General features: G+C 41.7%; 20 protein-coding genes. 19 read left to right on the top strand and 1 reads right to left on the bottom strand.

Annotated elements, in window-relative coordinates:
* Nucleotides 1-90 precede the first annotated feature (90 nt).
* The 12 genes from lspA (at nt 91) to pyrE (ending at nt 13,430) form a co-directional block, all read left to right on the top strand.
* Nucleotides 91-567 carry a signal peptidase II gene (gene lspA / locus KSU66_RS01160; RefSeq protein ID WP_269049572.1) on the top strand — a complete coding sequence of 159 codons (477 nt, stop codon included), beginning with the start codon at nt 91-93 and terminating at the stop codon, nt 565-567.
* Nucleotides 568-1,494: an RluA family pseudouridine synthase gene (locus KSU66_RS01155; RefSeq protein ID WP_269049571.1), complete on the top strand. Its 927-nt coding sequence runs from the start codon at nt 568-570 to the stop codon at nt 1,492-1,494.
* Between the two features lie 236 nt (nt 1,495-1,730).
* On the top strand, nt 1,731-2,273 hold the full coding sequence (pyrR, locus tag KSU66_RS01150) for a bifunctional pyr operon transcriptional regulator/uracil phosphoribosyltransferase PyrR (protein WP_269049570.1): 543 nt from the start codon (nt 1,731-1,733) through the stop codon (nt 2,271-2,273).
* A gap of 25 nt (nt 2,274-2,298) precedes the next feature.
* Nucleotides 2,299-3,585 carry a solute carrier family 23 protein gene (locus KSU66_RS01145; protein WP_269049569.1) on the top strand — a complete coding sequence of 429 codons (1,287 nt, stop codon included), beginning with the start codon at nt 2,299-2,301 and terminating at the stop codon, nt 3,583-3,585.
* Between the two features lie 372 nt (nt 3,586-3,957).
* Entirely contained in the window at nt 3,958-4,836 is an 879-nt protein-coding gene (locus KSU66_RS01140; RefSeq protein WP_269049568.1) for an aspartate carbamoyltransferase catalytic subunit, read from the top strand.
* A gap of 1 nt (nt 4,837) precedes the next feature.
* Nucleotides 4,838-6,118 carry a dihydroorotase gene (locus KSU66_RS01135; RefSeq protein ID WP_269049567.1) on the top strand — a complete coding sequence of 427 codons (1,281 nt, stop codon included), beginning with the start codon at nt 4,838-4,840 and terminating at the stop codon, nt 6,116-6,118.
* Entirely contained in the window at nt 6,115-7,215 is a 1,101-nt protein-coding gene (locus KSU66_RS01130) for a carbamoyl phosphate synthase small subunit (RefSeq protein WP_269049566.1), read from the top strand. Before KSU66_RS01135 ends, KSU66_RS01130 begins: the two co-directional genes overlap by 4 nt.
* Nucleotides 7,208-10,405 carry a carbamoyl-phosphate synthase large subunit gene (gene carB / locus KSU66_RS01125; protein WP_269049565.1) on the top strand — a complete coding sequence of 1,066 codons (3,198 nt, stop codon included), beginning with the start codon at nt 7,208-7,210 and terminating at the stop codon, nt 10,403-10,405. The genes KSU66_RS01130 and carB overlap by 8 nt, the downstream gene beginning before the upstream one ends.
* Entirely contained in the window at nt 10,402-11,178 is a 777-nt protein-coding gene (locus KSU66_RS01120; RefSeq protein WP_269049564.1) for a dihydroorotate dehydrogenase electron transfer subunit, read from the top strand. The genes carB and KSU66_RS01120 overlap by 4 nt, the downstream gene beginning before the upstream one ends.
* Complete coding sequence (locus tag KSU66_RS01115; RefSeq protein WP_269049563.1) at nt 11,175-12,089, top strand: dihydroorotate dehydrogenase; 915 nt, start codon at nt 11,175-11,177, stop codon at nt 12,087-12,089. Before KSU66_RS01120 ends, KSU66_RS01115 begins: the two co-directional genes overlap by 4 nt.
* Nucleotides 12,086-12,790, top strand: coding sequence for an orotidine-5'-phosphate decarboxylase (pyrF, locus tag KSU66_RS01110; protein WP_269049562.1), 705 nt, complete (start codon nt 12,086-12,088; stop codon nt 12,788-12,790). Before KSU66_RS01115 ends, pyrF begins: the two co-directional genes overlap by 4 nt.
* A gap of 7 nt (nt 12,791-12,797) precedes the next feature.
* A complete protein-coding gene (gene pyrE / locus KSU66_RS01105; protein ID WP_269049561.1) occupies nt 12,798-13,430 on the top strand; it encodes an orotate phosphoribosyltransferase in 633 nt (210 codons plus the stop codon).
* Between the two features lie 158 nt (nt 13,431-13,588).
* Here the strand turns inward: pyrE and KSU66_RS01100 are convergent, their stop codons facing one another.
* Nucleotides 13,589-15,280 (bottom strand): Rqc2 family fibronectin-binding protein, encoded by a 1,692-nt coding sequence (locus KSU66_RS01100; protein WP_269049560.1) that lies wholly within the window; start codon nt 15,278-15,280, stop codon nt 13,589-13,591.
* A gap of 169 nt (nt 15,281-15,449) precedes the next feature.
* Here KSU66_RS01100 and gmk point away from each other — a divergent pair, with 169 nt between their 5' ends.
* From gmk to rsmB, 7 genes are all read left to right on the top strand, one after another.
* Entirely contained in the window at nt 15,450-16,070 is a 621-nt protein-coding gene (gene gmk, locus KSU66_RS01095) for a guanylate kinase (RefSeq protein ID WP_269049559.1), read from the top strand.
* Nucleotides 16,071-16,295 (top strand): DNA-directed RNA polymerase subunit omega, encoded by a 225-nt coding sequence (rpoZ, locus tag KSU66_RS01090; protein ID WP_269049558.1) that lies wholly within the window; start codon nt 16,071-16,073, stop codon nt 16,293-16,295.
* 138 nt (nt 16,296-16,433) lie between these two features.
* Nucleotides 16,434-17,651 carry a bifunctional phosphopantothenoylcysteine decarboxylase/phosphopantothenate--cysteine ligase CoaBC gene (gene coaBC, locus KSU66_RS01085; RefSeq protein WP_269049557.1) on the top strand — a complete coding sequence of 406 codons (1,218 nt, stop codon included), beginning with the start codon at nt 16,434-16,436 and terminating at the stop codon, nt 17,649-17,651.
* Nucleotides 17,641-20,049, top strand: a complete 2,409-nt coding sequence (priA, locus tag KSU66_RS01080; protein WP_269049758.1) for a primosomal protein N' — start codon at nt 17,641-17,643, stop codon at nt 20,047-20,049. The genes coaBC and priA overlap by 11 nt, the downstream gene beginning before the upstream one ends.
* A 26-nt stretch (nt 20,050-20,075) precedes the next feature.
* Nucleotides 20,076-20,597, top strand: coding sequence for a peptide deformylase (gene def, locus KSU66_RS01075; RefSeq protein ID WP_269049556.1), 522 nt, complete (start codon nt 20,076-20,078; stop codon nt 20,595-20,597).
* Nucleotides 20,594-21,535, top strand: coding sequence for a methionyl-tRNA formyltransferase (gene fmt / locus KSU66_RS01070; protein ID WP_269049555.1), 942 nt, complete (start codon nt 20,594-20,596; stop codon nt 21,533-21,535). The genes def and fmt overlap by 4 nt, the downstream gene beginning before the upstream one ends.
* On the top strand, nt 21,532-22,884 hold the full coding sequence (gene rsmB / locus KSU66_RS01065; protein ID WP_269049554.1) for a 16S rRNA (cytosine(967)-C(5))-methyltransferase RsmB: 1,353 nt from the start codon (nt 21,532-21,534) through the stop codon (nt 22,882-22,884). The genes fmt and rsmB overlap by 4 nt, the downstream gene beginning before the upstream one ends.
* The last annotated feature ends 72 nt before the right edge of the window (nt 22,885-22,956 follow it).

Here is a 22,956-nt window from a genome sequence, read left to right as displayed (position 1 = left end):
AGTAGTGGCGATCTTTTTATGAGATTGCTGCTACTGTCTCTTTTATTGTGGTAAAATAATAGTTGAATCTGTTGGACGGGAGTTGTGGATTTGTTTATTTATTATGCAATAGCTATAGTCGTCATTCTTCTCGATCAAGCAACAAAGTGGTTTGTTGTAAAAAACATGCAACTAGGTGAAGAGATTATAATTATAGAGCCCTATATATCGTTTCTCTCACATCGAAACAGAGGAGCAGCGTGGGGTATGTTGGAAGGTCAAATGTGGTTATTTTATATCGTTACAGTAGTCGTGGCTACTGGAATTATTTATTACTTTCATAAAGAAGCACAAGGACATAGACTGTTCGGTATTAGTTTAATGCTCCTTCTCGGTGGAGCGATTGGAAATTTCATAGATCGGTTAGTGAGCGGCGAAGTAGTCGATTTTATTTCTGTACTCATCCCCGTTATCAATTATGATTTTCCGATATTTAATATTGCAGATGCCGCATTATCGATAGGTGTAGTAACACTCATTATTCATATTATTATGGATGAAAAAAAGAATAAGGAAAAGGTGTCATAAATGGAGATATTACGTATTAAAGTGTTAGAAGAAGATGAAGGAAGCCGGATTGACAAGGTTTTGACTACCAGTCGACCTGATTTGTCGCGAACTCAAATTCAATTATGGATTAAAGAAGGCGATATCCTTGTAAACGAAAGAAAAGTGAAGCCAAATTATCGTGTGAAAATTGGTGATCTATTAACGTTGGAAGAACCGGAATTAGAAGAATTGGATATCAAGGCTGAGGATCTTGATTTGGATATTGTTTATGAAGACTCAGACGTTCTCGTTGTTAACAAGCGTCGTGGAATGGTTGTACATCCAGCAAAAGCACACGCGAGTGGCACACTCGTTAACGGCCTCATGCATCACTGTACAGACCTATCTGGCATAAATGGTATACTTCGCCCGGGAATCGTTCACCGCACGGATAAAGATACTTCTGGTCTTTTAATGGTTGCCAAAAATGACAAGGCGCATATTTCGCTTGTTAATCAACTCGTTGAAAAAACAGTCAAAAGAGTATATACAGCGCTTGTCCATGGCCATATTGCACATGATAAAGGGACGATAGATGCACCTATTGGTCGCGATCAACGGGATAGACAAAGTATGACTGTAACGGATAAAGGGAAGAACGCAATTACTCATTTCAGAGTAATTGAACGCTTTGGAGACTTTACGCTAGTAGAATGTACGCTCGAAACAGGGCGCACGCACCAAATTCGTGTACATCTGAAATATATCGGAAATCCACTCGTTGGCGATCCGAAATATGGTTTGAAGGAAACAATTGAGTTTGGCGGACAAGTTCTTCACGCGGGTACGCTTGGTTTCAAACATCCGGAAACATTGGAATATATGGAGTTCACAAAAGAACCACCTGCTGATTTTAAGGCTTTAGTAGATAAAGTCAGAAATAACATTGACAAACTAGAAGAGTAAATTGTATACTACACAAAAGGAATTAAATAGCGATACCTTTAAAATCAGTCCAGAGAGGCTGGGAAGGTTGCACGGAAAGTACAGCGGCATTACTATGCGCATTTTGCTGTACAATTTTCTGCAAAAATACCCTCCCACCTTAAATGGTCGGAGGGTATTTTTTTGCCGGAAAGGCTGAATGCGATAGAAAAAAAGTGAAAGTGAAGTACTTTATCTAAACTTAGGAGGAAATTCAATTGACGGAAAAAGCAAATATACTCGATGAACAAGCAATTGAACGAGCATTGACGAGAATTGCGCATGAAATTATTGAACGGAATAAAGGAATCGATGAATGTATCCTCGTTGGTATAAAAACACGAGGTGCCTATCTAGCAGTTCGGATTGCTAAAAAAATCGAACAATTTGAAGGTAAGAAAGTTCGTGCGGGAGAGTTGGATATTACATTGTACCGTGATGACCTATTAGCAAAGCACGAGGACAATGAACCGCTTGTCCACCAAGTTGATATTGCATACGATGTGAAAGATCAAAAAGTTATACTGGTTGATGATGTTTTATATACAGGTCGCACGGTTCGAGCGGCGATGGATGCCGTCATGGATCTAGGTAGGCCCGCACAAATACAGCTAGCAGTACTGGTAGACCGTGGTCACAGGGAATTACCAATTCGACCAGACTTTGTAGGGAAAAATATCCCAACATCTAATGATGAGCGTGTTGTTGTGAGTGTGCTAGAAAGCGACGACGAGGACAGTGTAACGATACATTCAAAATAAAGAAAAAGTCTTGGAGGAAAAATAAATGAATGAAAAAGTGTTAGATGTAAATGAAAAACCGACACCAGGAAAATGGCTGACACTGAGCTTGCAACATATGTTTGCCATGTTCGGTGCAACGATTTTAGTACCACAGCTTGTTGGATTAAGCCCTGCGATTGCCCTTTTAACAAGTGGTATTGCAACTATTGTATTCATAATCGTTACACGCTTCCAAGTTCCTGCATATCTAGGCTCATCATTCGCTTTTATTATTCCGATACAAGTAGCAACAGCCAGTGGCGGAGTTGGAAGTGCGATGATAGGAAGTATGTTCGTCGCACTTGTTTACGGGATTGTTTCACTCCTCATTTGGAAGACGGGTTATAAATGGATTATGAACATACTGCCTCCGATTGTTGTTGCGCCAGTAATCATAGTCATCGGACTAGCACTATCACCAACTGCTGTTCAAATGGCTAGTACAATTCAAGTAGACGGTGAGCCGGTATACAACTTACTCCATTTTTCAGCGGCTCTCGTGACATTAGCGGCGGCTGTCATCTGTATTATGTTTTTCAAAGGGATCATTAGTCTCATGCCGATCCTTATTGGAATTATTGTTGGATACATATACTCGGCATTCGTCGGGATCTTGGATTTCACCGCAGTTTTGGAAGCGAAGTGGTTTGTGTTTCCGGAAATGCTAATTCCAGGAATTGATTATGATTTTGTAATTACACCAACACTCTTGTTCATTATGGTGCCAATTTCCATCGTTACAATATCAGAACATATCGGTCACCAGCTTGTACTTGGCCGAATCGTCGACAGAGATTACATAAAAAATCCAGGTTTGAACCGTTCATTACTAGGTGACGGGCTTGGTACCCTCTTAAGTGGATTAATCGGTGGACCACCGAAAACAACGTACGGAGAAAATATCGGCGTACTCGCGCTAACGCGTGTCTATAGTGTTTATGTCATTCTTGGCGCTGCAGTCTTCGCTATACTCTTTTCCTTCCTAGGTAAAGTGATGGCGCTGATCGCAACGATTCCAACTTCGGTGCTAGGTGGAATATCAATACTGTTGTTCGGAATCATCGCTTCATCAGGTTTACGGATGTTGGTAGATCATAAAATTGACTTTGGTAACCAACGAAATCTTGTCATCGCATCGATTATCTTAGTAATCGGAATTGGCGGCGCAACGATTAAGTTTAGCGACACATTTGAAATAGAAGGAATGGCACTTGCCGCAATTATGGGTGTCTTACTTAACTTAGTACTACCAGGCAAATCAAAAGAGAAACTCACGGATGACACAGAATAAGGATTGATATACCAGTTATACGGTGCACTTCATCAAATCGTTGATTTTCGTTCCGAGCGGACAGTGCGGAAAGTTACAGTTCGATCTTTCCCTGACGCTTTCCGCGGGCGGTCCGTAAGCCAGCCGAACAGCGAAGGGTTCGGTTTGTATAATTTTTGCGTACTTTGCAGAAATTATACATCCACTAAGAATGCTCCCAAACGCTATCGCTTTTCGGTCGCAAAAGCCGTTCTACGTAACGGCTCTTCCTGCGGGGTCTCACCTGGACGCGCGATTCCCGCTGGAGTCGCCGCTCTCCACTCCAATCAACTAAGTGTCGTTGTACAAGGGTGGTTACTTCCGACTTACATAGCCATAAAAAGGGGGATTCGCATGAATGACTTAGTGTCAATGAAAGATCTAACAGAAGTAGACATTATTGAACTCTTAGACCGTGCTCAAAACTTTCAAGTATACGGAGCACGTGAATTGCCCAGAAAATATACAGTGAGCAATTTGTTTTTCGAACCAAGCACTCGAACAAAAGTAAGTTTTGAAGTCGCCGAGCGAAAACTTGGAATAGATGTTGTGCCGTTTGAAGCGGGATTTTCCAGCTCAGTTAAAGGAGAAACACTTTATGACACGGTAAAGACATTAGAAGCAATCGGTATTGATGCGCTTGTCATTCGCCATCCCGATGTCGGGTATTATAAAGAACTTATTGGAAAGACAAAAGTTTCCATCATTAACGGTGGAGATGGTTCCGGTCAACATCCAACGCAGTCACTTCTAGATTTGTACACAATACGGGAAGAATTTGGTGGGTTCGAAGGATTGAACATCGTAATAGCTGGTGATATCGCCCATAGTCGAGTGGCAAGATCCAATGCAGATGCCCTCACTAAATTAGGAGCAAATGTCACATTTCTTTGTCCGAAGGAATGGGCTGGGGAATTCGAAGCTGTCCACGAATGGGATGAAGAAATATTAGCCAGTGACGTAATTATGCTGCTTCGTGTTCAGCACGAACGACATAACGATAAAATGTCATTTACGAAAGAGAGTTACCATAAACAATATGGGTTAACAAAAGAACGAAAGAAAATGATGAAGGAAAATGCAATTATTATGCATCCAGCACCATTCAATCGGGGTGTTGAAATAGATGAAGAACTAGTTGAATGCTCAAAATCACGAATTTTTAAACAGATGGAAAATGGTGTATATGTTCGAATGGCAGTTCTAGAATTGATTCTAAATGGGAGGAATTAATATGCAAAAACTAATTACAGACATTCAACTTTTAAACAACGATGGGGAAATGATATCGAGGGATGTTCGCTTGGCAGATGGGAAAATTGCTGAAATTGGCGAGCAACTCGAAGTTGGGACATCAGAGGTTATTGAGGGCAAGGGGTTGTTTCTTTCACCAGGGTTCATAGACGTGCACGTTCACTTACGAGAACCGGGTGGCGAACATAAAGAGACAATAAAAAGCGGGACGCATGCAGCTGCAAAAGGCGGATATACAACAATTTGTCCAATGCCAAATACAAGACCTGTTCCGGATACAAAAGAAAATTTAACGCTAGTTAATAATCTTATTGAAGAAAATGCACTCATTCGTGTGCTCCCATATGCATCACTTACAATTCGAGAAGCAGGAAAAGAACGAACAAACCTGTCTGAATTAAAAGAACATGGTGCTTTCGCATTTACGGATGACGGTGTTGGTGTACAAGAGGCGGGTATGATGTACGAAGCGATGCAAGACGCTGCGAAAATTGACATGGCGGTCGTTGCCCACTGTGAAGATAACACGCTGATCTACGGCGGGGCTTTGCATGAAGGGAAGAAGAACAAGGAACTAGGACTTCCAGGGATTCCGTCAATTGCTGAATCTGTTCATATTGCGCGTGATGTTTTACTCGCGGAAGCAGCGGGCGCCCATTATCACGTTTGCCATGTAAGTACAAAAGAATCGGTCCGTGTCATTCGCGATGCGAAAAAAGCAGGTATTCATGTGACAGGGGAAGTTAGTCCACATCACCTTTTACTATCAGAAAACAATATTCCAGGAGACGACGCAGATTGGAAAATGAATCCGCCACTTCGCGGAGAAGATGATTTGGAAGCGCTTCGTGAAGGATTGCTAGATGGGACATTAGACTTTATTGCAACGGATCATGCTCCGCATACTGCGGATGAAAAAGCGGTTGGAACAAAAACAGCACCGTTTGGTATTACAGGGCTAGAAACTGCATTTCCACTGTTATATACGAATTTCGTACAAACAGGAAAATGGTCATTAAAACAACTGATTGATTGGATGACGAAAAAACCTGCTGACGTATTTAAATTACCTTATGGTACGCTAGAGGTTGGCGCGACAGCAGATCTCGTCCTACTAGATTTGAACAAAGAACAAGCAATTGATAGAGAGACGTTCGTTTCAAAAGGTAAGAATACGCCATTTGACGGCTGGGTGTGTTCAGGCTGGCCTGTTAAAACAATTTACGGTGGAAAAGTTGTCTGGGAGGATGAGCAGTTATGAAGAAAAGAATGCTTATATTAGAAGATGGCACAACATTTACTGGCACCGCGTTTGGTTCCGACGAAGCTTCGATTGGACAAACTGTATTTACCACAGGAATGACGGGTTACCAAGAAACAATATCTAATCCTTCGAATTGTGGGCAAATGATTGTTATGACTTATCCATTAGTTGGTAACTACGGTATTAACCGTGATGATTTCGAATCCATTGAACCGGCTATGGCTGGTATCGTTGTCCGAGAGTTATCAGATAGACCATCTAACTTTAGAAGCGATATGACCCTATGCGAATTGCTTAAAATGAAGGGTATTCCCGGTATTGAAGGGATAGATACAAGAAAACTAACGCGTCTACTCCGCGAAAAAGGTCCATTAAAAGGGATACTTACAGCTACAGGAGAAGAAATTAATGTTGAGGAGCAAATTGCTCGAGCGAGTACTTATGAATTACCGACAGACCTTGTCGCGCAAGTGTCAACAAAGCGCCCGTATCCAAGCCCAGGTCGCGGAGAACGAGTCGTCTTAATCGATTACGGTATGAAGCACGGGATTTTAAGAGAATTGAACAAACGTGATTGTGATGTGATTGTTGTTCCGTATAATACTTCAGCAGATGAAATTCGTTCATTATTTCCAGATGGCATTGTATTAACAAATGGACCTGGAAATCCGGCGGACGTTGACGGAGCAGTCGAGACGATTAAATCACTTTTAGGCTATGCGCCGATATTTGGAATAGGACTGGGTCACCAACTCTTAGCACTTGCTTCGGGTGCACGTATCGTGAAACTGAAAAATGGCCATCGTGGAAGTAATCACCCAGTGAAAGATATTGCATCTGGAAAAACCGAGTTAACTGCACAAAATCACGGCTACGCTGTAGATGAAGCTTCATTAGAAGGTACGGATCTTCAAGTGACGCATAAAGCATTAAACGACGGTTCGATTGAAGGATTGGTAAGTGCGAGCATTAATGCATTTTCGGTTCAATTTTATCCAGAAGCGTCACCGGGTCCAGAAGATTCAAATCACTTATTTGATCGATTTACAGCATTGATGGAAGCAAACAACCGGAAGGAGCAAGCCAATGTCTAAACGAGAAGATATAAAAACAATTTTAGTTATAGGATCAGGACCAATTATTATTGGCCAGGGCGCGGAATTTGATTATGCAGGTACGCAAGCATGTCTTTCCTTAAAAGAAGAGGGTTACCGTGTAATATTGGTGAACTCGAATCCGGCAACCATTATGACTGACACGGAAATCGCAGATAAGGTATACATTGAACCAATTACATTGGAATTCGTTAGTCGCATCATTCGAAAAGAACATCCTGATGCACTACTCGCAACGCTTGGCGGCCAAACCGGGCTGAATATGGCAATTGAACTACATGATTCAGGCATATTAGAGGAATTAAACATCGAAATACTGGGAACGAAATTAGATGCTATTCACCAGGCTGAAGACAGGGATCTGTTTCGAACGCTTATGAATGATTTAGGAGAACCCGTTCCTGAAAGTGATATTATCCATAACATTGAAGAAGCTTACGCATTTGTTAAAAGAATAGGCTATCCAGTCATAGTTCGGCCTGCATTTACGCTCGGTGGAACCGGCGGAGGAATTTGTGAAAACGATAAGGAACTTGAGGAAATCGTCGAAAATGGATTGAAATCGAGCCCTGTAACGCAATGTCTGTTAGAAAAATCAATCGCTGGATTCAAAGAGATCGAATACGAAGTGATGCGAGACTCAAAAGATAACGCAATTGTTGTTTGTAATATAGAAAACGTGGATGCTGTGGGTATACATACGGGTGATTCTATCGTAACGGCGCCAAGCCAAACACTTACAGACCGTGAATATCAAATGCTGCGGAACGTCTCACTAAAAATTATTCGTGAGCTAGGAATTGAGGGTGGCTGTAACGTACAGATGGCACTTGATCCACATAGTTTCGATTATTATATTATAGAAGTAAATCCACGAGTAAGTCGTTCTTCTGCACTTGCATCTAAAGCGACGGGCTATCCAATTGCAAAATTGGCGGCGAAAATTGCGGTTGGACTTACGCTTGACGAGATGATGAATCCTGTAACAGGAACAACTTATGCATGTTTTGAGCCAACACTTGATTACGTAGTTACGAAAATTCCGCGCTGGCCGTTCGATAAATTTGAATCTGCTAAACGTAACCTAGGAACTCAAATGAAGGCGACGGGCGAAGTTATGGCAATTGGCCGTACATTTGAAGAGTCCATTTTGAAAGCAGTTCGTTCGCTTGAAATCGGTCAGTTTGATTTGTCATTAAAAGACGGATCTACCATGGACCATGCATGGATTGAAAAACGAATTCGCCGCGCTGGGGATGAGCGATTGTTTTTCATAGGGGAAGCACTTCGTCGTGGTGTCACGGTCGAAACGCTGAACGAATGGAGCATGATTGATGTGTTTTTCCTCCGTAAATTCGAGAAAATTGTAAACTTAGAGAAAACACTTGAAGAAAATCCGTTCGAAGAGGTTACATTGTATGAGGCAAAACGCATGGGATTCTCCGACGTTGCGATTGCAAAACATTGGAAAGCTACTGAACAAGAAGTCTATAACTTCCGTAAAGAACATGATATTACACCTGTCTATAAAAAGGTGGATACATGTGCAGGGGAATACGAATCAGACACGCCGTACTTCTACGGAACATATGAAGAAGAAAACGAATCGATTCAAACAGATAAGAAAAGCGTCATCGTTTTAGGTTCGGGTCCAATTCGAATCGGGCAGGGCGTTGAGTTTGATTACGCAACTGTACACTCGATTTGGGCAATTCAAGAGGCGGGCTATGAAGCAATTATCATTAACAATAATCCAGCAACTGTTTCGACGGATTTCTCAATATCAGACAAACTTTACTTTGAGCCGCTAACGCTAGAAGACGTTATGAGCATAGTTGATCTTGAGCAGCCAGAAGGCGTTATCGTTCAATTTGGTGGGCAAACAGCTATCAATCTTGCAGATGGTCTTGAAGCACGCGGAGTGAAGATTATCGGAACTTCCCTAGAGGATACTGATCGTGCAGAGAATCGTAATAAATTTGAGAAAGCACTTCGTGAAATAGAGATTCCACAACCATTAGGCAAAACGGCTGTTTCAGTTGAAGAAGCGGTTGCGATTGCAAACGAAATTGGTTATCCAGTGTTAGTACGTCCTTCTTATGTACTCGGTGGGCGTGCGATGGAAATTGTCTACCATGAAGAAGAACTACTCTATTATATGGAACATGCTGTACAAGCAAGTCCGGACCATCCAGTTCTTGTAGATAGATATTTAACGGGTACAGAAATTGAAGTAGATGCAATCAGTGATGGCGTAAATGTGCTCATTCCTGGAATAATGGAACATATTGAACGTGCGGGTGTTCACTCAGGCGATTCAATTGCCGTTTATCCTCCGCAAAACCTTTCGGATGAACATGTTGCTACGATTACAGATTACACGACAAGACTGGCTCAGGGATTAAATATTATCGGACTCCTTAACATTCAATATGTTATTTCTAAAGGTGAAGTCTATGTAATCGAAGTGAATCCACGTTCAAGCCGAACAGTACCATTTTTAAGTAAAATTACGAATATCCCAATGGCAAATGTCGCAACGAAAGCAATTCTTGGACAGTCGCTTATAGAACAAGGTTATCCAAACGGGCTAGCGAAAGCGCCAAAAGGTGTTTATGTAAAAGTTCCGGTGTTTTCATTCGAAAAACTCGGTAGAGTGGATATCACGCTTGGACCTGAAATGAAATCAACAGGTGAAGTAATGGGGAAAGATACAACACTTGAAAAAGCACTTTACAAGGGTCTAATCGCGTCGGGCATGAAAATCGAGGAATTTGGTTCAATTTTAATGACCGTTTCTGATAAAGACAAAGAAGAAATTGTTGGAATGGCTAAACGCTTCAGGGAGATTGGCTATCATTTACTGGCCACTTCAGGAACTGCAAAAGTCTTACAAGACGCGGGGATACGGGTTGAAAAGGTTGATAAAATTGGCTCTGAAGGCCCGACTCTACTTGATGTTATCAAAAATGGAGAAGCCCAATTTGTGATTAATACACTGACGAAAGGCAAACAACCAGAACGTGATGGTTTCCGAATACGTCGCCAATCTGTTGAAAATGGCGTGCCATGCTTTACGTCACTGGATACGGCGGATGCTATGCTTCGTGTAATTGAATCGATGACCTTCCAAGCGGAAGCGATGACTGAGCAGGAGGTGCGTGTATGATCCTTCAAGATATAATGGTAGTACAATCACATAAAGAACTGGCCCATAATATATTTGAGTTAAAACTAACTGGGAAATTGGTCAAAGAAATCAATTCCCCAGGCCAGTTTGTTCATGTTCGTGTAAGTGATTCTTACGACATGTTGTTGCGCAGACCGATTTCAATCGCATCAATTAACGAAGAGTTGAATGAAATTACGTTGCTATACCGTGCGGAAGGTGAAGGAACAAAAGCGCTATCGAAAAAACGTGAGGGTGATGAGGTCGATGTTCTCGGCCCTCTAGGCAATGGATTTCCGGTAGAAGAAACGAGTGCGGGTGAAACTGCCTTCTTAATAGGAGGCGGTATCGGCGTACCACCTCTTTATGAACTGTCTAAGCAATTAACAGCTAAGGGTGTTACATGTGTTCATATATTGGGGTTCCAATCGGAGAACGTAGTCTTTTACGAAGAGGAATTCAAAGCACTTGGGGAGACCCATATTGTAACTGTTGATGGATCAGCAGGGACGCAAGGTTTCGTGACAAATGTGATGGAAAAGTTAGGGAACAACTTTGCGACTTATTACAGTTGTGGGCCTATGCCGATGCTCAATGCGGTTCAAGTAGCTTACGAAGGTAAAAAAGGATTCCTGTCATTTGAACAGCGGATGGGTTGCGGAGTTGGTGCTTGCTTCGCTTGTGTGTGTGAAACGACAGACAGAACAGACAAGGCTTATATCAAGGTGTGTTCTGATGGTCCAGTATTTCCAGCAGGGGTGGTAGCAATATGACTAGACTTTCAATAGATTTACCTGGATTACAATTAAGGAATCCAATTATGCCTGCATCCGGATGTTTCGGTTTTGGAAAAGAGTATGCAAAGTTTTACGATTTATCATTGTTGGGCGCTATTATGATCAAAGCAACAACGTTGGAAACGCGACTTGGAAATCCTACGCCGCGTGTTGCGGAAACAGCTTCAGGTATGCTAAACGCAATTGGACTTCAAAATCCAGGCCTAAAAGGTGTTATGGAAGGGGAGCTTCCTTGGTTGGAACAGTTTGATGTTCCGATTATCGCAAACGTTGCTGGAACAGAAACAGCGGATTATGTTGAAGTTGCAAAAGTATTATCAACGGCCCCGAATGTTAAAGCATTGGAATTGAACATCTCATGCCCCAACGTAAAAGAAGGTGGCATTACGTTTGGAACAGATCCGAAAGTTGCGATGGAATTAACAGCTGCTGTGAAAGCTGTTTCCAACGTGCCGGTTTACGTCAAACTTTCGCCAAATGTCACGGACATTAAAGAAATTGCAATGGCAGTTGAACAAGGTGGTGCGGATGGAATTACGATGATCAATACACTCCTTGGCATGCGTCTTGATGAGAAGACTGGGAAGCCAGTCATTGCGAATAAAACTGGAGGATTATCCGGTCCTGCTATTAAACCTGTCGCTATTAAAATGGTGCATGAAGTGTACCAAGTCGTCAACATTCCTATTATCGGCATGGGCGGTGTAACGAACACGCAAGATGTCATTGATTTCCTTTCTGCTGGCGCAAGTGCAGTCGCAGTAGGTACAGCAAACTTTGTAAACCCTTTTATATGCCTAACTATTATTGAGGAATTACCTTCAAGATTAGATGAACTTGGGATTAATCATATATCCGAATTAATAGGAAGGAGTCATCGGCTTTGAAGACATCACCGATTATTGCACTCGACTTTGATTCAGCGAAGCAAGCGTTTAAATTTTTAAAAGCTTTTGATGGTGGCATCAACGTTAAAGTTGGCATGCAACTTTACTATAAAGAAGGCCCTGCAATCGTTGCGCAGTTAAAAGAGAATGGCTATGACGTATTTCTAGATTTGAAACTTCATGATATCCCGAACACGGTGAAGTCTGCCATGGAGGTACTTGCTGAATTGGGCGCTGATCTCGTAAACGTCCACGGTGCGGGTGGCAAACTGATGATGGAAGCTGCATTAGAAGGATTAGACAAGGGTACGCCTGCTGGACTTCGCCGTCCTGGTATTGTTGGGGTGACTCAATTGACGTCGACGGAAGAGCTGCAAGTACGTGAAGAACAGCTCATCGGTGTATCGCTTGAAGAATCTGTACTTCAATATGCGCGGTTGTCAAAATCGGCAGGACTTGATGGTGTCGTTTGTTCTGTGCACGAAGCAACTGCTATTGAAAAGACTTGCGGCAAAGAATTCTTTAAAGTGACACCAGGTATTCGACTTGCTGAAGGTGGCGCACATGATCAGAAACGGATTGCAACACCTGGTGAGGCGCGTCTAGCAGGTTCGACACATATTGTTGTAGGTCGAGCGGTAACGGGTGCAACCGATCCGCGTGCAGCATACGAATTGATTACTTCACAGTGGGAAGGATGAATTAACATTGGGTAAAAAAGAAATTGCGAAAATTCTATTGGATGTTGGGGCAGTCGAACTAAATCCGGACGAGCCTTTCATTTGGGCGTCTGGAATCGAATCGCCAATTTATTGTGATAACCGCTTAACGATGTCAGATCCAGTTGGACGTAAACAAATTGCTGAAGGATTGGCAGAATTAATACGTACGGAGTATCCGGAAACGACGATTATCGCGGGAACAGCAACAGCTGGGATTCCTCATGCGGCATGGGTTGCGGATATATTAGGGCTTCCGATGGTGTATGTTCGCTCATCAGCAAAAGGGCACGGACGCATTCGTCAAATCGAAGGGAAAATCCAAAGTGGCGATAAAGCGATCATTGTTGAAGATTTAATCTCAACAGGCGGCAGTAGTTTGAATGCGGCAGCTGCACTCCGATCAGAGGAAATCGATGTCACTGGTATCGTATCTATTTTTACATACGAATTAAAGAAGGCTGATGTAGCGTTTGAAGCAGAAAGTTTAACCTATAGAAGTTTGACTGATTTTAACGCATTAATTGAAGCAACTAAGGAAGATGGATTGATTAACAAAGAAGCAATTGAGTATTTGCTCGATTGGCACGGAAAGTTGAAAGAAGGATTACTAACAAAGTAACAGAAAAGCTTATCTGACGTCAGAAATGACTATAGATAAGCTCTTTTCATTTCATGCTATTACTGGATATCTTTCTTCCTTATAATATAATGGAATCAATAAAAAAGTAGTGCTAACCATTGATTTGGTCAGCACTACTTTAAATTAATTTGTTTTATTTATTTTCTTAATTTGCGTACTAAATCTTCTTCTGGTGTGACAAATAATGTTTTCTGTTCAAAATAAGTGACAAATCCAGGTTTTGAGCCATTTGGTTTTTTTACGTGTTTAACAAATGTAAAGTCCACTGGCACGGAAGATGATTCCCGGGCCTTGCTGAAATAAGCTGATAACATGGCGGCTTCGTGAATTGTTTCCTCATCTGGTTGCTCATGATGAATGACAACGTGGGAACCAGGAATATCTTTTGTATGGAACCACAGATCATTTCTTGATGCTATTTTAAAGGTTAAATAATCATTTTGCTTATTATTTTTACCGACAGAAATGCTGATTCCGGCTGAGGAGATGAATGCTTCTGGTTTTGGTTTCTTAACTTTCCTGCGTTTTTTTACATTACGGGCTTTCATAAAACCAAGTTCCGCCAGTTCTTCACGTATTTCTGCGATGTCATCTGGGGATGCTTGTAATACTTGCTGTTTGATCATTTCAAAGTACTCGATATCTTCTGCGGCTTTTACCAACTGTTCTGCAATCATGACTAATGCTGTTTTTGCTTTTGCATAGCGAGTGAAAAAGCGTTGTGCATTTTCTATTGCTGTTTTCCGAGGATCCAGTGGAATTGTTATAGTTGTCCCTTGCTCATAATAGTTATCAACAACTGCTTCTCTGGCTCCACGCTCGATTGCATGGTTATTGGCTGTGAGCAACTCTCCGTGTAGTTGGAACGTGTCGAGTTTTCCGGCAGAATCTTTTTCTTTTTGCAGTTTCTTTATTTTGGAATTCAGTTTTGTGACTTCATTATCAAGCCAGCGCTCAAGATCGGCTGCTTGTGATTTTACTCGTTCTCTGTCGGCCCGTTCAAAATAGACTTTATCGAGCAGTTCGCTAACAGAAGTAAATTCAGCAATAGTTTTATCTGTATGTGTTAGCGATGCTGCTGAAAAGACAGTTCTTGTACCTTTTTCGGAAATGTTCGGGATGCTTTCTTCGCCTTCGAATGATGCAAGGAAAGATTGGAAAATAGAATAAGAATCCAAGCCAGCGTTTTGTTTTAGCCGGTGTAAAAGCTCTTCACCGTTAATCGGTGAAAATCCGGAAAACGTTTGAACAAAGTCGCGTCCCGTTTCAATTTCCGGAAGCAATTCTGAAAATTGTTGTTCAGTCATTGTAAAAGGGTTGAGCTTATCTTGTGGTGGCGCAGGAATATACGGTTGTCCCGGTAACACTGTTCGATAACTATTTACAGAAGGTGGTAGATGTTTCATGCTATCGATAATGATTTCACGTTCTGGGTCAACTAGAATTAAGTTACTATGCCTGCCCATGATTTCGATGTACATTTTTCTTTCAATGTCATCGCCGATCTCATTTTTTGCTCTAATATCAAGAGTAATAATCCGGTCCGTACCAAGCTGATCAATTGAAGTGATAAAGCCGCCCTCAAGATGTTTGCGTAATACCATACAAAACATTGGAGGTTCTGGTGGATTCGTAATTGCTTCATCAGTCAGTTGAATTCGTGAGTAAGAAGGGTGGATTGAAATTAGGAGCCGGTGATTTTTACCGCCAGAGCGAATAAGAAAAACGACTTCCTGTTTATTAGGTTGATGAATTTTAGATATGCGACCTTCTTTTAAGATTTGTAACTCTTTAACCATTGCTGTTGTGAATAAACCATCAAATGCCATATAAATCCCTCATTCATTATTCATTTCATTTGCTCCATTTTAGCACTCTATCGTCCATATATGGTATAATATGAACAAGTTGTTTTACTATAAAATAATTATAGTTGGTATGAAAACACTTCGCTTGAGCGAATGATAGACAAGCATAACAGAAAAAAAGAGGGATTAAATGCATAAAAAACGGGGACTTTTAATCGTTCTATCCGGGCCGTCCGGTGTAGGTAAAGGAACGGTGAGGAAAGAGCTTTTTACACAACCAAATACGAACTATGAATACTCCGTCTCAATGACAACGAGAAACCCGCGGGAAGGCGAAGTAGATGGCGCAGATTATTTCTTCAAATCTCGAGACGAGTTTGAGCAACTCATCAAAGAAGGCGGATTGCTGGAATACGCAGAATACGTCGGGAATTATTACGGAACCCCTTTAGATTATGTTAATGCCACACTTGATGCCGGCAGAGATGTATTTCTAGAAATCGAAGTCGTTGGTGCCGCACAAGTTCGTAAACAGGTTCCAGATGGCTTGTTTATATTCCTAGCTCCGCCAAGTTTGTCAGCACTTGAGGATCGACTTATTGGAAGAGGCACTGAATCAGCGGATATCATTAAGTCACGTGTAATGAAAGCACGTGAAGAACTCGAAATGATGAACCTGTATGATTATGTAGTTGAAAATGATGAAGTACAAAATGCATGTGATCGAATTAATGCAATTGTCACTGCTGAACATTGCCGCAGAGAACGCGTTGAAAAAATATATAAACAAATGTTGAAAGGGGATTATTAAATGTTATATCCATCAGTCGATTCTATGAAAGAAAAAATTGATTCAAAATACATTCTTGTTACACTAGCTTCAAAACGTGCACGCGAAATTCAGGAAGAGGGCAATAAACTTTTACCTGCTTACCAAGCGAAAAAAGACGTAGGGAAAGCACTTGAGGAAATTGTTGCAGGTGTTCTAACGAAAAGCTCACAAGATGAATCAATCATTTATGAAGACGAAGTTTAATAAGAGATAATATATCTACTGCTATATGGTATTATTAGAAACTTTAATTCAACATATATTCATAAATAGTAATGACAACATACTCCCTAAGAAAGGTGTTTTTCTTTGGGAGTTTGTCATTTTGAGAGGAAGAATGTCGTGTATTTGAATAAGAAAATTCTAGTTTGTGTAACCGGTGGAATTGCGGTATATAAGGCAGTAGCATTGGTCAGCAAGTTATCCCAAGCGGGAGCGGATGTGAAAGTTGTCATGACCGAATCGGCGATGGAATTTGTTACGCCACTTACGTTTCAAGCTATGTCACGTAACGATGTGTTTTTCGATACGTTTGACGAAAAAGATTCGCGTGTCATCGCACATATTGACTTAGCTGATTGGGCTGATCTCGTGATTGTTGCACCAGCAACTGCAAACGTAATTGGGAAAGTAGCAAATGGTATTTCGGATGATATGGTGACGACTGTTCTTCTTGCCACGACGGCCGAAGTTTGGTTTGCACCGGCTATGAATGTAAATATGTACGAAAATAAGGCAGTTATCCGAAACATTGCCAGCTTAGCTGAAGATGGATACCGCTTTATTGAACCGTCAGAAGGTTTTCTTGCCTGTGGATATGTAGGAAAAGGACGTCTTGAAGAGCCAGAAAAAATTGTTGAATTAGTCGAAAAGGCATTCGAACCCAAAGAACTTCCGCTAGCAGGAAAGAAAGTTGTCATCACAGCAGGGCCAACACGTGAACGGATTGATCCTGTAAGATACGTATCTAATTTTTCGAGTGGGAAAATGGGGTACGCAATGGCAGAAGCAGCAGCGCAACTTGGTGCTGAAACAGTCCTTGTGTCAGGACCAGTAGGGCTTGATAAACCCGTCGGCGTGAAGGTTATTAATATTGAAAGTGCAGCTGAAATGTTTGCTGCCGTAAGTGCGCAATATGAAGATGCAGCTATTGTTATCAAAGCAGCAGCGGTTGCGGACTACAGACCAGCAGAAATCCACACGCAGAAAATTAAAAAGTCTGATGGTGAATCCGTTATTAATCTTGCGCGCACAACAGATATTTTGCAAACGCTTGGGGAAAGAAAAGAAAACCAGCTACTTGTCGGCTTTGCAGCTGAAACTGAAAACGTAATTGAAAATGGCTTAAGTAAGTTAAAAACAAAAAACTTAGATTTTATTATCGTGAATGATGTAACAGATCCAGACGGTGGCTTTGGAAATGAAACAAATGTTGTTACGTTATTATCGAAAAACGGAACGAATAAACCTTATCCCGCAATGTCTAAGAAGGATCTTGCCACTCTTTTATTAACAGCAATAATTGAAGAAGAACGGATTGGCTCTACATATGATCGCTGAAGTAATTGTCGACGTGGCGGCCTATCCAATTGATAGGCCGTTTGATTATATTGTGCCGGAAACAATGGAATCGATAATAGAACCAGGTTTACGTGTGAAAGTCCCATTTGGACGAAGAAATGTGCTCGGATATATAACGAAGTTGAAAGACGAAAGTGACCTAGACTTTACTAAATTAAAACCAATAGATGAGCTGGTTGATCTTGAGCCAGTATTGTCGGCTGAATTACTAGCGTTATCAAGTTGGTTGTCCGTGGAAACATTGTCATACGAAATCGATGCCATGCAAGTTATGCTTCCTGCTGCTATGCGAGCTCGCTATGAGAAATACATACTTGTTGATGAACCAGACGAAATAGAGGATGAGGATTTTAGAAGTTTTCTAGCAAATCGGAAACGGGTACCGATGAAAGAGGCAGAGTCTTTTGGGTTGCTGGGCAATTTAAAAAAACTTGTTAAGGAAGAATTGGTGACGGTTGAAACAACAATTAGCCAACGAACGGCCGTTAAAAAAGTACGGATGATCCGAATGGAAGAAGAAGCCGAACTTCAACGGATTAAAGCTACATTGCATCAAAACGCCAAAAGACAAGTTGAACTTGTCGATTGGATGATTTTACACGCAGGAAAAACGTTAAGTGCAAAGAAGGTAATGGAAGAAGCAGCTATCCAACACCCCGTACTTAAGGCATTGATTGACCGCGGTGCCGCATATGAACAATATGAGGAGATATACCGCGAACCAGATGCGCCGCGATTACAAGATGGACCTGCTCCCGAACACCTAACGGACGAACAGCAAGTTGCATTAGACTCGATTACTACGTCTCTTGAAGTTGGAGAACCAGAAACATTTTTACTGCACGGTGTAACCGGGAGCGGTAAAACCGAGGTTTATTTACGTGCAATCCAACGCGTACTGGATAAAGGGCAAGAAGCAATTGTACTCGTACCTGAGATATCTTTAACGCCACAAATGACTTCGCGATTTATGGAGCGTTTCGGTCCTTTGGTCGCTGTCATGCACAGCGCGTTATCCGCAGGAGAGAAGTACGATGAATGGCGCAAGATTCAGCGTCGCGAGGTAAAAGTGGTTGTCGGCGCAAGATCTGCTATATTTGCTCCCTTTGACAATTTAGGCATTATTATTCTAGATGAAGAACATGAGTCAACGTATAAACAAGAAGATAACCCGCGTTATCATGCAAGGGACGTTGCCATTAAACGTGCGGAACACTACGGTTGTCCCGTTGTTCTGGGTAGTGCAACACCATCGCTTGAATCCTATGCAAGGGCCTCAAAAGGGGTTTACACACTTCTAACGTTAAAAAGAAGGGCAAGGAACCAAGAACTTCCACATGTCACGGTTGTAGACATGCGTGAGGAGCTTAAATCGGGCAATCGATCGATGTTTTCCACGTCATTGTCAGAGGGATTACGGACTCGTTTAGAAGCTGGTGAACAAAGCATTTTATTTTTGAATAGGCGTGGATTTTCTTCGTTTGTTCTATGTAGGGATTGTGGAACAACAGTTGAATGTCCAAATTGTGATATTTCACTAACGTATCACCGCGCACACGAACGGTTAAAATGTCATTATTGTGGTCATGAGGACAGGGTACCCAGTACTTGCCCACAATGTAAAAGTGAGCACATTCGTTTCTTTGGTACTGGTACGCAAAAGGTACAAGATGAAGTGGCGAAACTATTTCCGGAAGCCCGGGTCATCCGAATGGATGTTGATACAACGAGGCAAAAAGGTTCACATGAACGGTTACTCCGCGAGTTCAGTGAAGGTAAAGCAGATATTCTACTCGGTACACAGATGATAGCAAAAGGGCTAGATTTTCCTAATATAACGCTAGTCGGGGTGCTTGCAGCAGATACGACACTCCATCTCGCAGACTTTCGTGCAGCAGAAAAAACATTTCAATTAATGACCCAAGTCAGTGGTCGGGCAGGAAGACATGAATTGCCCGGAGAAGTGTTCATCCAAACCTATTCCCCAGAACATTATGCAATAGAATTGGCAAAAGAGCAGCATTACGAACCGTTCTATGAGCTTGAAATGACTGCAAGAAGACAATTTGGGTATCCACCATTTTACTTTGTGACACTTGTTCAATTTACACATGAAGACGTGCTTAAAGTAGCAGACTTTGCAAATAAGGCCACAGCATATTTAAGAGAAAACTTATCAACTGAAACAACAATTATCGGTCCTACTGCAGCAGCAGTTAGCCGTGTGAATAATAGATATCGGTACCAATGTTTGATAAAGTATAAAAAAGAACCAAAGCTAACAGAAACGTTACAACAACTTATTAGATTATATCGGACAAATTGGATTAAATCGGGACTAATAATGACTATCGATGTGGATCCCGTGTCCATTTAATAACTAGGCAGAAAAGAGGAACAGATTTGGCTATACTAGAAATTGTCGAGTATCCATCAGCGATACTTAAGCAAAAATGTAAAGAGGTTGTGAAGTTTGATCAAAAACTGGCAACACTCTTAGATAATATGTATGAAACTATGGTAGAAGTAGATGGTGTCGGTCTTGCAGCACCGCAAATCGGTGAAGCAATTCAGGTGGCCATCGTAGAAATAGATGAAGACCAAGAAGTAATAGAACTTATAAATCCAGTAGTTACTGCTATTGGCGGCAAAGAAGTGGAAATCGAAGGATGTCTTAGTTTCCCAGGACTTTACGGCGAAGTTGAGCGTCCATTTTATGTAAAGGTAGAAGCGCAAGAGCGAGACGGTTCACTTTATGAACTTGAAGCTGAGGGTTATGAAGCACGCGCAATACTTCATGAAATCGATCATTTAAACGGGGTTTTATTTGATTCGAAAATTATCCGTGTCGTGGAACTAGAAGAGCTTGAGGAATTGGAAGCAGCCGAGGAGGAAGAAATGTCCAAGGAGGGTGAAGAATTATGACGAAAATCATCTTTATGGGCACACCCGATTTCTCGGTACCAATTTTATCAATGCTTTGTGAAGAAGGCTATAACGTCGTGGCGGTTGTTACGCAACCAGACAGACCAGTCGGAAGAAAGCGAGTGTTGACTCCGCCACCAGTTAAGGTCGAAGCTATGCGATTAGACATACCGGTTATTCAACCCGAGAAATTGACGGGTTCCGAAGAACTTAAAGAAATCCTTGCATTGGAAGCGGATCTTATTATTACGGCTGCGTTTGGTCAATTGTTACCAAATGAATTACTAGAAGCACCGAAACTTGGCTGTATTAATGTACACGCATCATTGTTGCCAAAGTACCGCGGAGGCGCGCCGATTCATAAATCGATTATGGAAGGCGAAACTGAAACAGGCGTAACAATTATGTATATGGTTGAAAAACTAGATGCGGGAGACATCATTTCGCAAATAACTGTGCCAATCAAGGATACGGATGATACCGGAACACTATTTACAGAGCTTTCAGCAGCAGGAAAATCACTTTTGAAAGAAACACTTCCTTCAATAATAAATGAAACAAATGAACGAACAGTACAAGACGAATCACTCGTTACATTTGCACGAAATATTTCACGAGAAGAAGAACGAATTGATTGGACCAAGAGCGGAAAAGAAACCTACGATAAGATCCGGGGTCTTCACCCATGGCCCGTTGCCTATTCAGTATTCCAAGGTACAAATGTTAAAATCTGGTCAGGTGAAAAAGTGGAAACCACTTCTGACGCCGAGCCGGGAACGATTATTGAAATTGATGAAGATAAAATTATTGTAAAAACTGGAGATGCGACCGGACTAGCGATCACCAATATTCAACCTGCTGGAAGAAAGAAAATGCCAGCAGATGAATTTATTCGGGGAGTCGGAGCGGCGTGGAATAAGGGAGATCGTTTCGAATGACAAATCGTAATAAAAAAATATGGAATGGCAACGTCCGTGACGCAGCTCTTTCAATACTAATAGAAATAAATGACAACCAAGCATACAGCAACTTATTGCTACATCGTACGATTGAAAAGTATGGCATAGAGGCAAAGGACAGGGGTCTTTTAACTGAACTAACATACGGTACGCTTCAACATCGAATGACGCTCGACTACTACTTAGAACCTTTTGTTCGCGGAAAGTTAGATAAATGGGTACGCGAATTACTTAGAATGTCCTTGTATCAAATTGTTTACCTTACGAAAATACCTCCTCACGCGGTGGTTCATGAAGCAGTAGAAATTGCGAAGAGACGCGGGCATAAACGCATAGCGCCAACTGTCAATGGCATTTTGCGTTCGGTGCTACGGAAAGGTGTGCGTTCTCTAGACACACTTGAAGATGGTGTTGCGAAAATCGCCATCGAAACAAGCCATCCAGAATGGCTCATTGCCAGATGGATTGAGTTGTACGGAGAAGAAGACGCGACAGCAATGGCACATGAAAATAACAATCCTGCGCCAATCGCAATGCGTGTTAACACGGTGAAAATGACACGGGATGAAGCCATAGTTGCACTTGAATCCGAGGGTTTTGAAGTAAGTCCTGGGGATATTGTTGCAGAAAGCTTAATTAGTAATTCGGGAAATCCTGCAAATACAGAAGCGTACAAAAAAGGGCTCGTAACCATCCAAGATGAAAGTTCTATGCTTCCTGTTAACGCACTCGATTTAGTACCAGGTATGAGAGTACTTGATATGTGCGCAGCTCCGGGTGGAAAAACGACACATATTGCAGAAAAGATGAATAATGAAGGTGAAGTGTTTGCCCATGATGTTCACAATCATAAAATTAAACTGATTGAGACGAATGCGGAAAGACTTGGCCTAACATCAATTACTGCTAAAAGTGGAGACAGCCGAAAATTAGTTGACGTATACGGCGAGGCATCATTCGACCGCATACTTCTTGATGCACCGTGTACTGGTTTCGGAGTCATTCGAAGAAAGCCAGAAATAAAATACGTTAAAAATGAATCAGATCTTGAAGGGTTGCTAACCATTCAATCAGAGCTGCTTGAGACAGCCGAAAAACTAATCAAACCAAATGGCATCATTGTTTATAGCACGTGTACCGTAGAGTATAAAGAGAATCGTGGCATGGTCGAAAAGTTCTTGAAAACAAATGAGAACATGGAATTGATTCCGTTGCCGACTCTTAAGGATAATAAAAACCTTGCAATTGAAGGAGATACACTTCAAGTCCTTCCGCAGCATTTTGGCGGGGATGGCTTTTTCGTAGCAGCACTGCGCAAAAAGAATTAAATAGCTATATTGAACTAATGAATACGACATCTAGTTGATTGTAGTGAAGAGCGGCGACTCCAGCGAGCCGAA

This window comes from Sporosarcina sp. G11-34, from assembly GCF_026931025.1.
This window is presented reverse-complemented; position numbering and strand designations above follow the sequence as displayed.

What these genes read in the sequence shown, in the direction of transcription:
- KSU66_RS01115 (WP_269049563.1), top strand. Translation starts at nt 11,175, where the DNA reads ATGACTAGACTTTCAATAGATTTACCTGGATTACAATTAAGGAATCCA.
- KSU66_RS01120 (WP_269049564.1), top strand. Translation starts at nt 10,402, where the DNA reads ATGATCCTTCAAGATATAATGGTAGTACAATCACATAAAGAACTGGCC.
- KSU66_RS01130 (WP_269049566.1), top strand. Translation starts at nt 6,115, where the DNA reads ATGAAGAAAAGAATGCTTATATTAGAAGATGGCACAACATTTACTGGC.
- KSU66_RS01155 (WP_269049571.1), top strand. Translation starts at nt 568, where the DNA reads ATGGAGATATTACGTATTAAAGTGTTAGAAGAAGATGAAGGAAGCCGG.
- rsmB (WP_269049554.1), top strand. Translation starts at nt 21,532, where the DNA reads ATGACAAATCGTAATAAAAAAATATGGAATGGCAACGTCCGTGACGCA.
- KSU66_RS01135 (WP_269049567.1), top strand. Translation starts at nt 4,838, where the DNA reads ATGCAAAAACTAATTACAGACATTCAACTTTTAAACAACGATGGGGAA.
- rpoZ (WP_269049558.1), top strand. Translation starts at nt 16,071, where the DNA reads ATGTTATATCCATCAGTCGATTCTATGAAAGAAAAAATTGATTCAAAA.
- KSU66_RS01100 (WP_269049560.1), bottom strand. Translation starts at nt 15,280, where the DNA reads ATGGCATTTGATGGTTTATTCACAACAGCAATGGTTAAAGAGTTACAA.
- gmk (WP_269049559.1), top strand. Translation starts at nt 15,450, where the DNA reads ATGCATAAAAAACGGGGACTTTTAATCGTTCTATCCGGGCCGTCCGGT.
- carB (WP_269049565.1), top strand. Translation starts at nt 7,208, where the DNA reads ATGTCTAAACGAGAAGATATAAAAACAATTTTAGTTATAGGATCAGGA.
- fmt (WP_269049555.1), top strand. Translation starts at nt 20,594, where the DNA reads ATGACGAAAATCATCTTTATGGGCACACCCGATTTCTCGGTACCAATT.
- priA (WP_269049758.1), top strand. Translation starts at nt 17,641, where the DNA reads ATGATCGCTGAAGTAATTGTCGACGTGGCGGCCTATCCAATTGATAGG.
- KSU66_RS01140 (WP_269049568.1), top strand. Translation starts at nt 3,958, where the DNA reads ATGAATGACTTAGTGTCAATGAAAGATCTAACAGAAGTAGACATTATT.
- KSU66_RS01145 (WP_269049569.1), top strand. Translation starts at nt 2,299, where the DNA reads ATGAATGAAAAAGTGTTAGATGTAAATGAAAAACCGACACCAGGAAAA.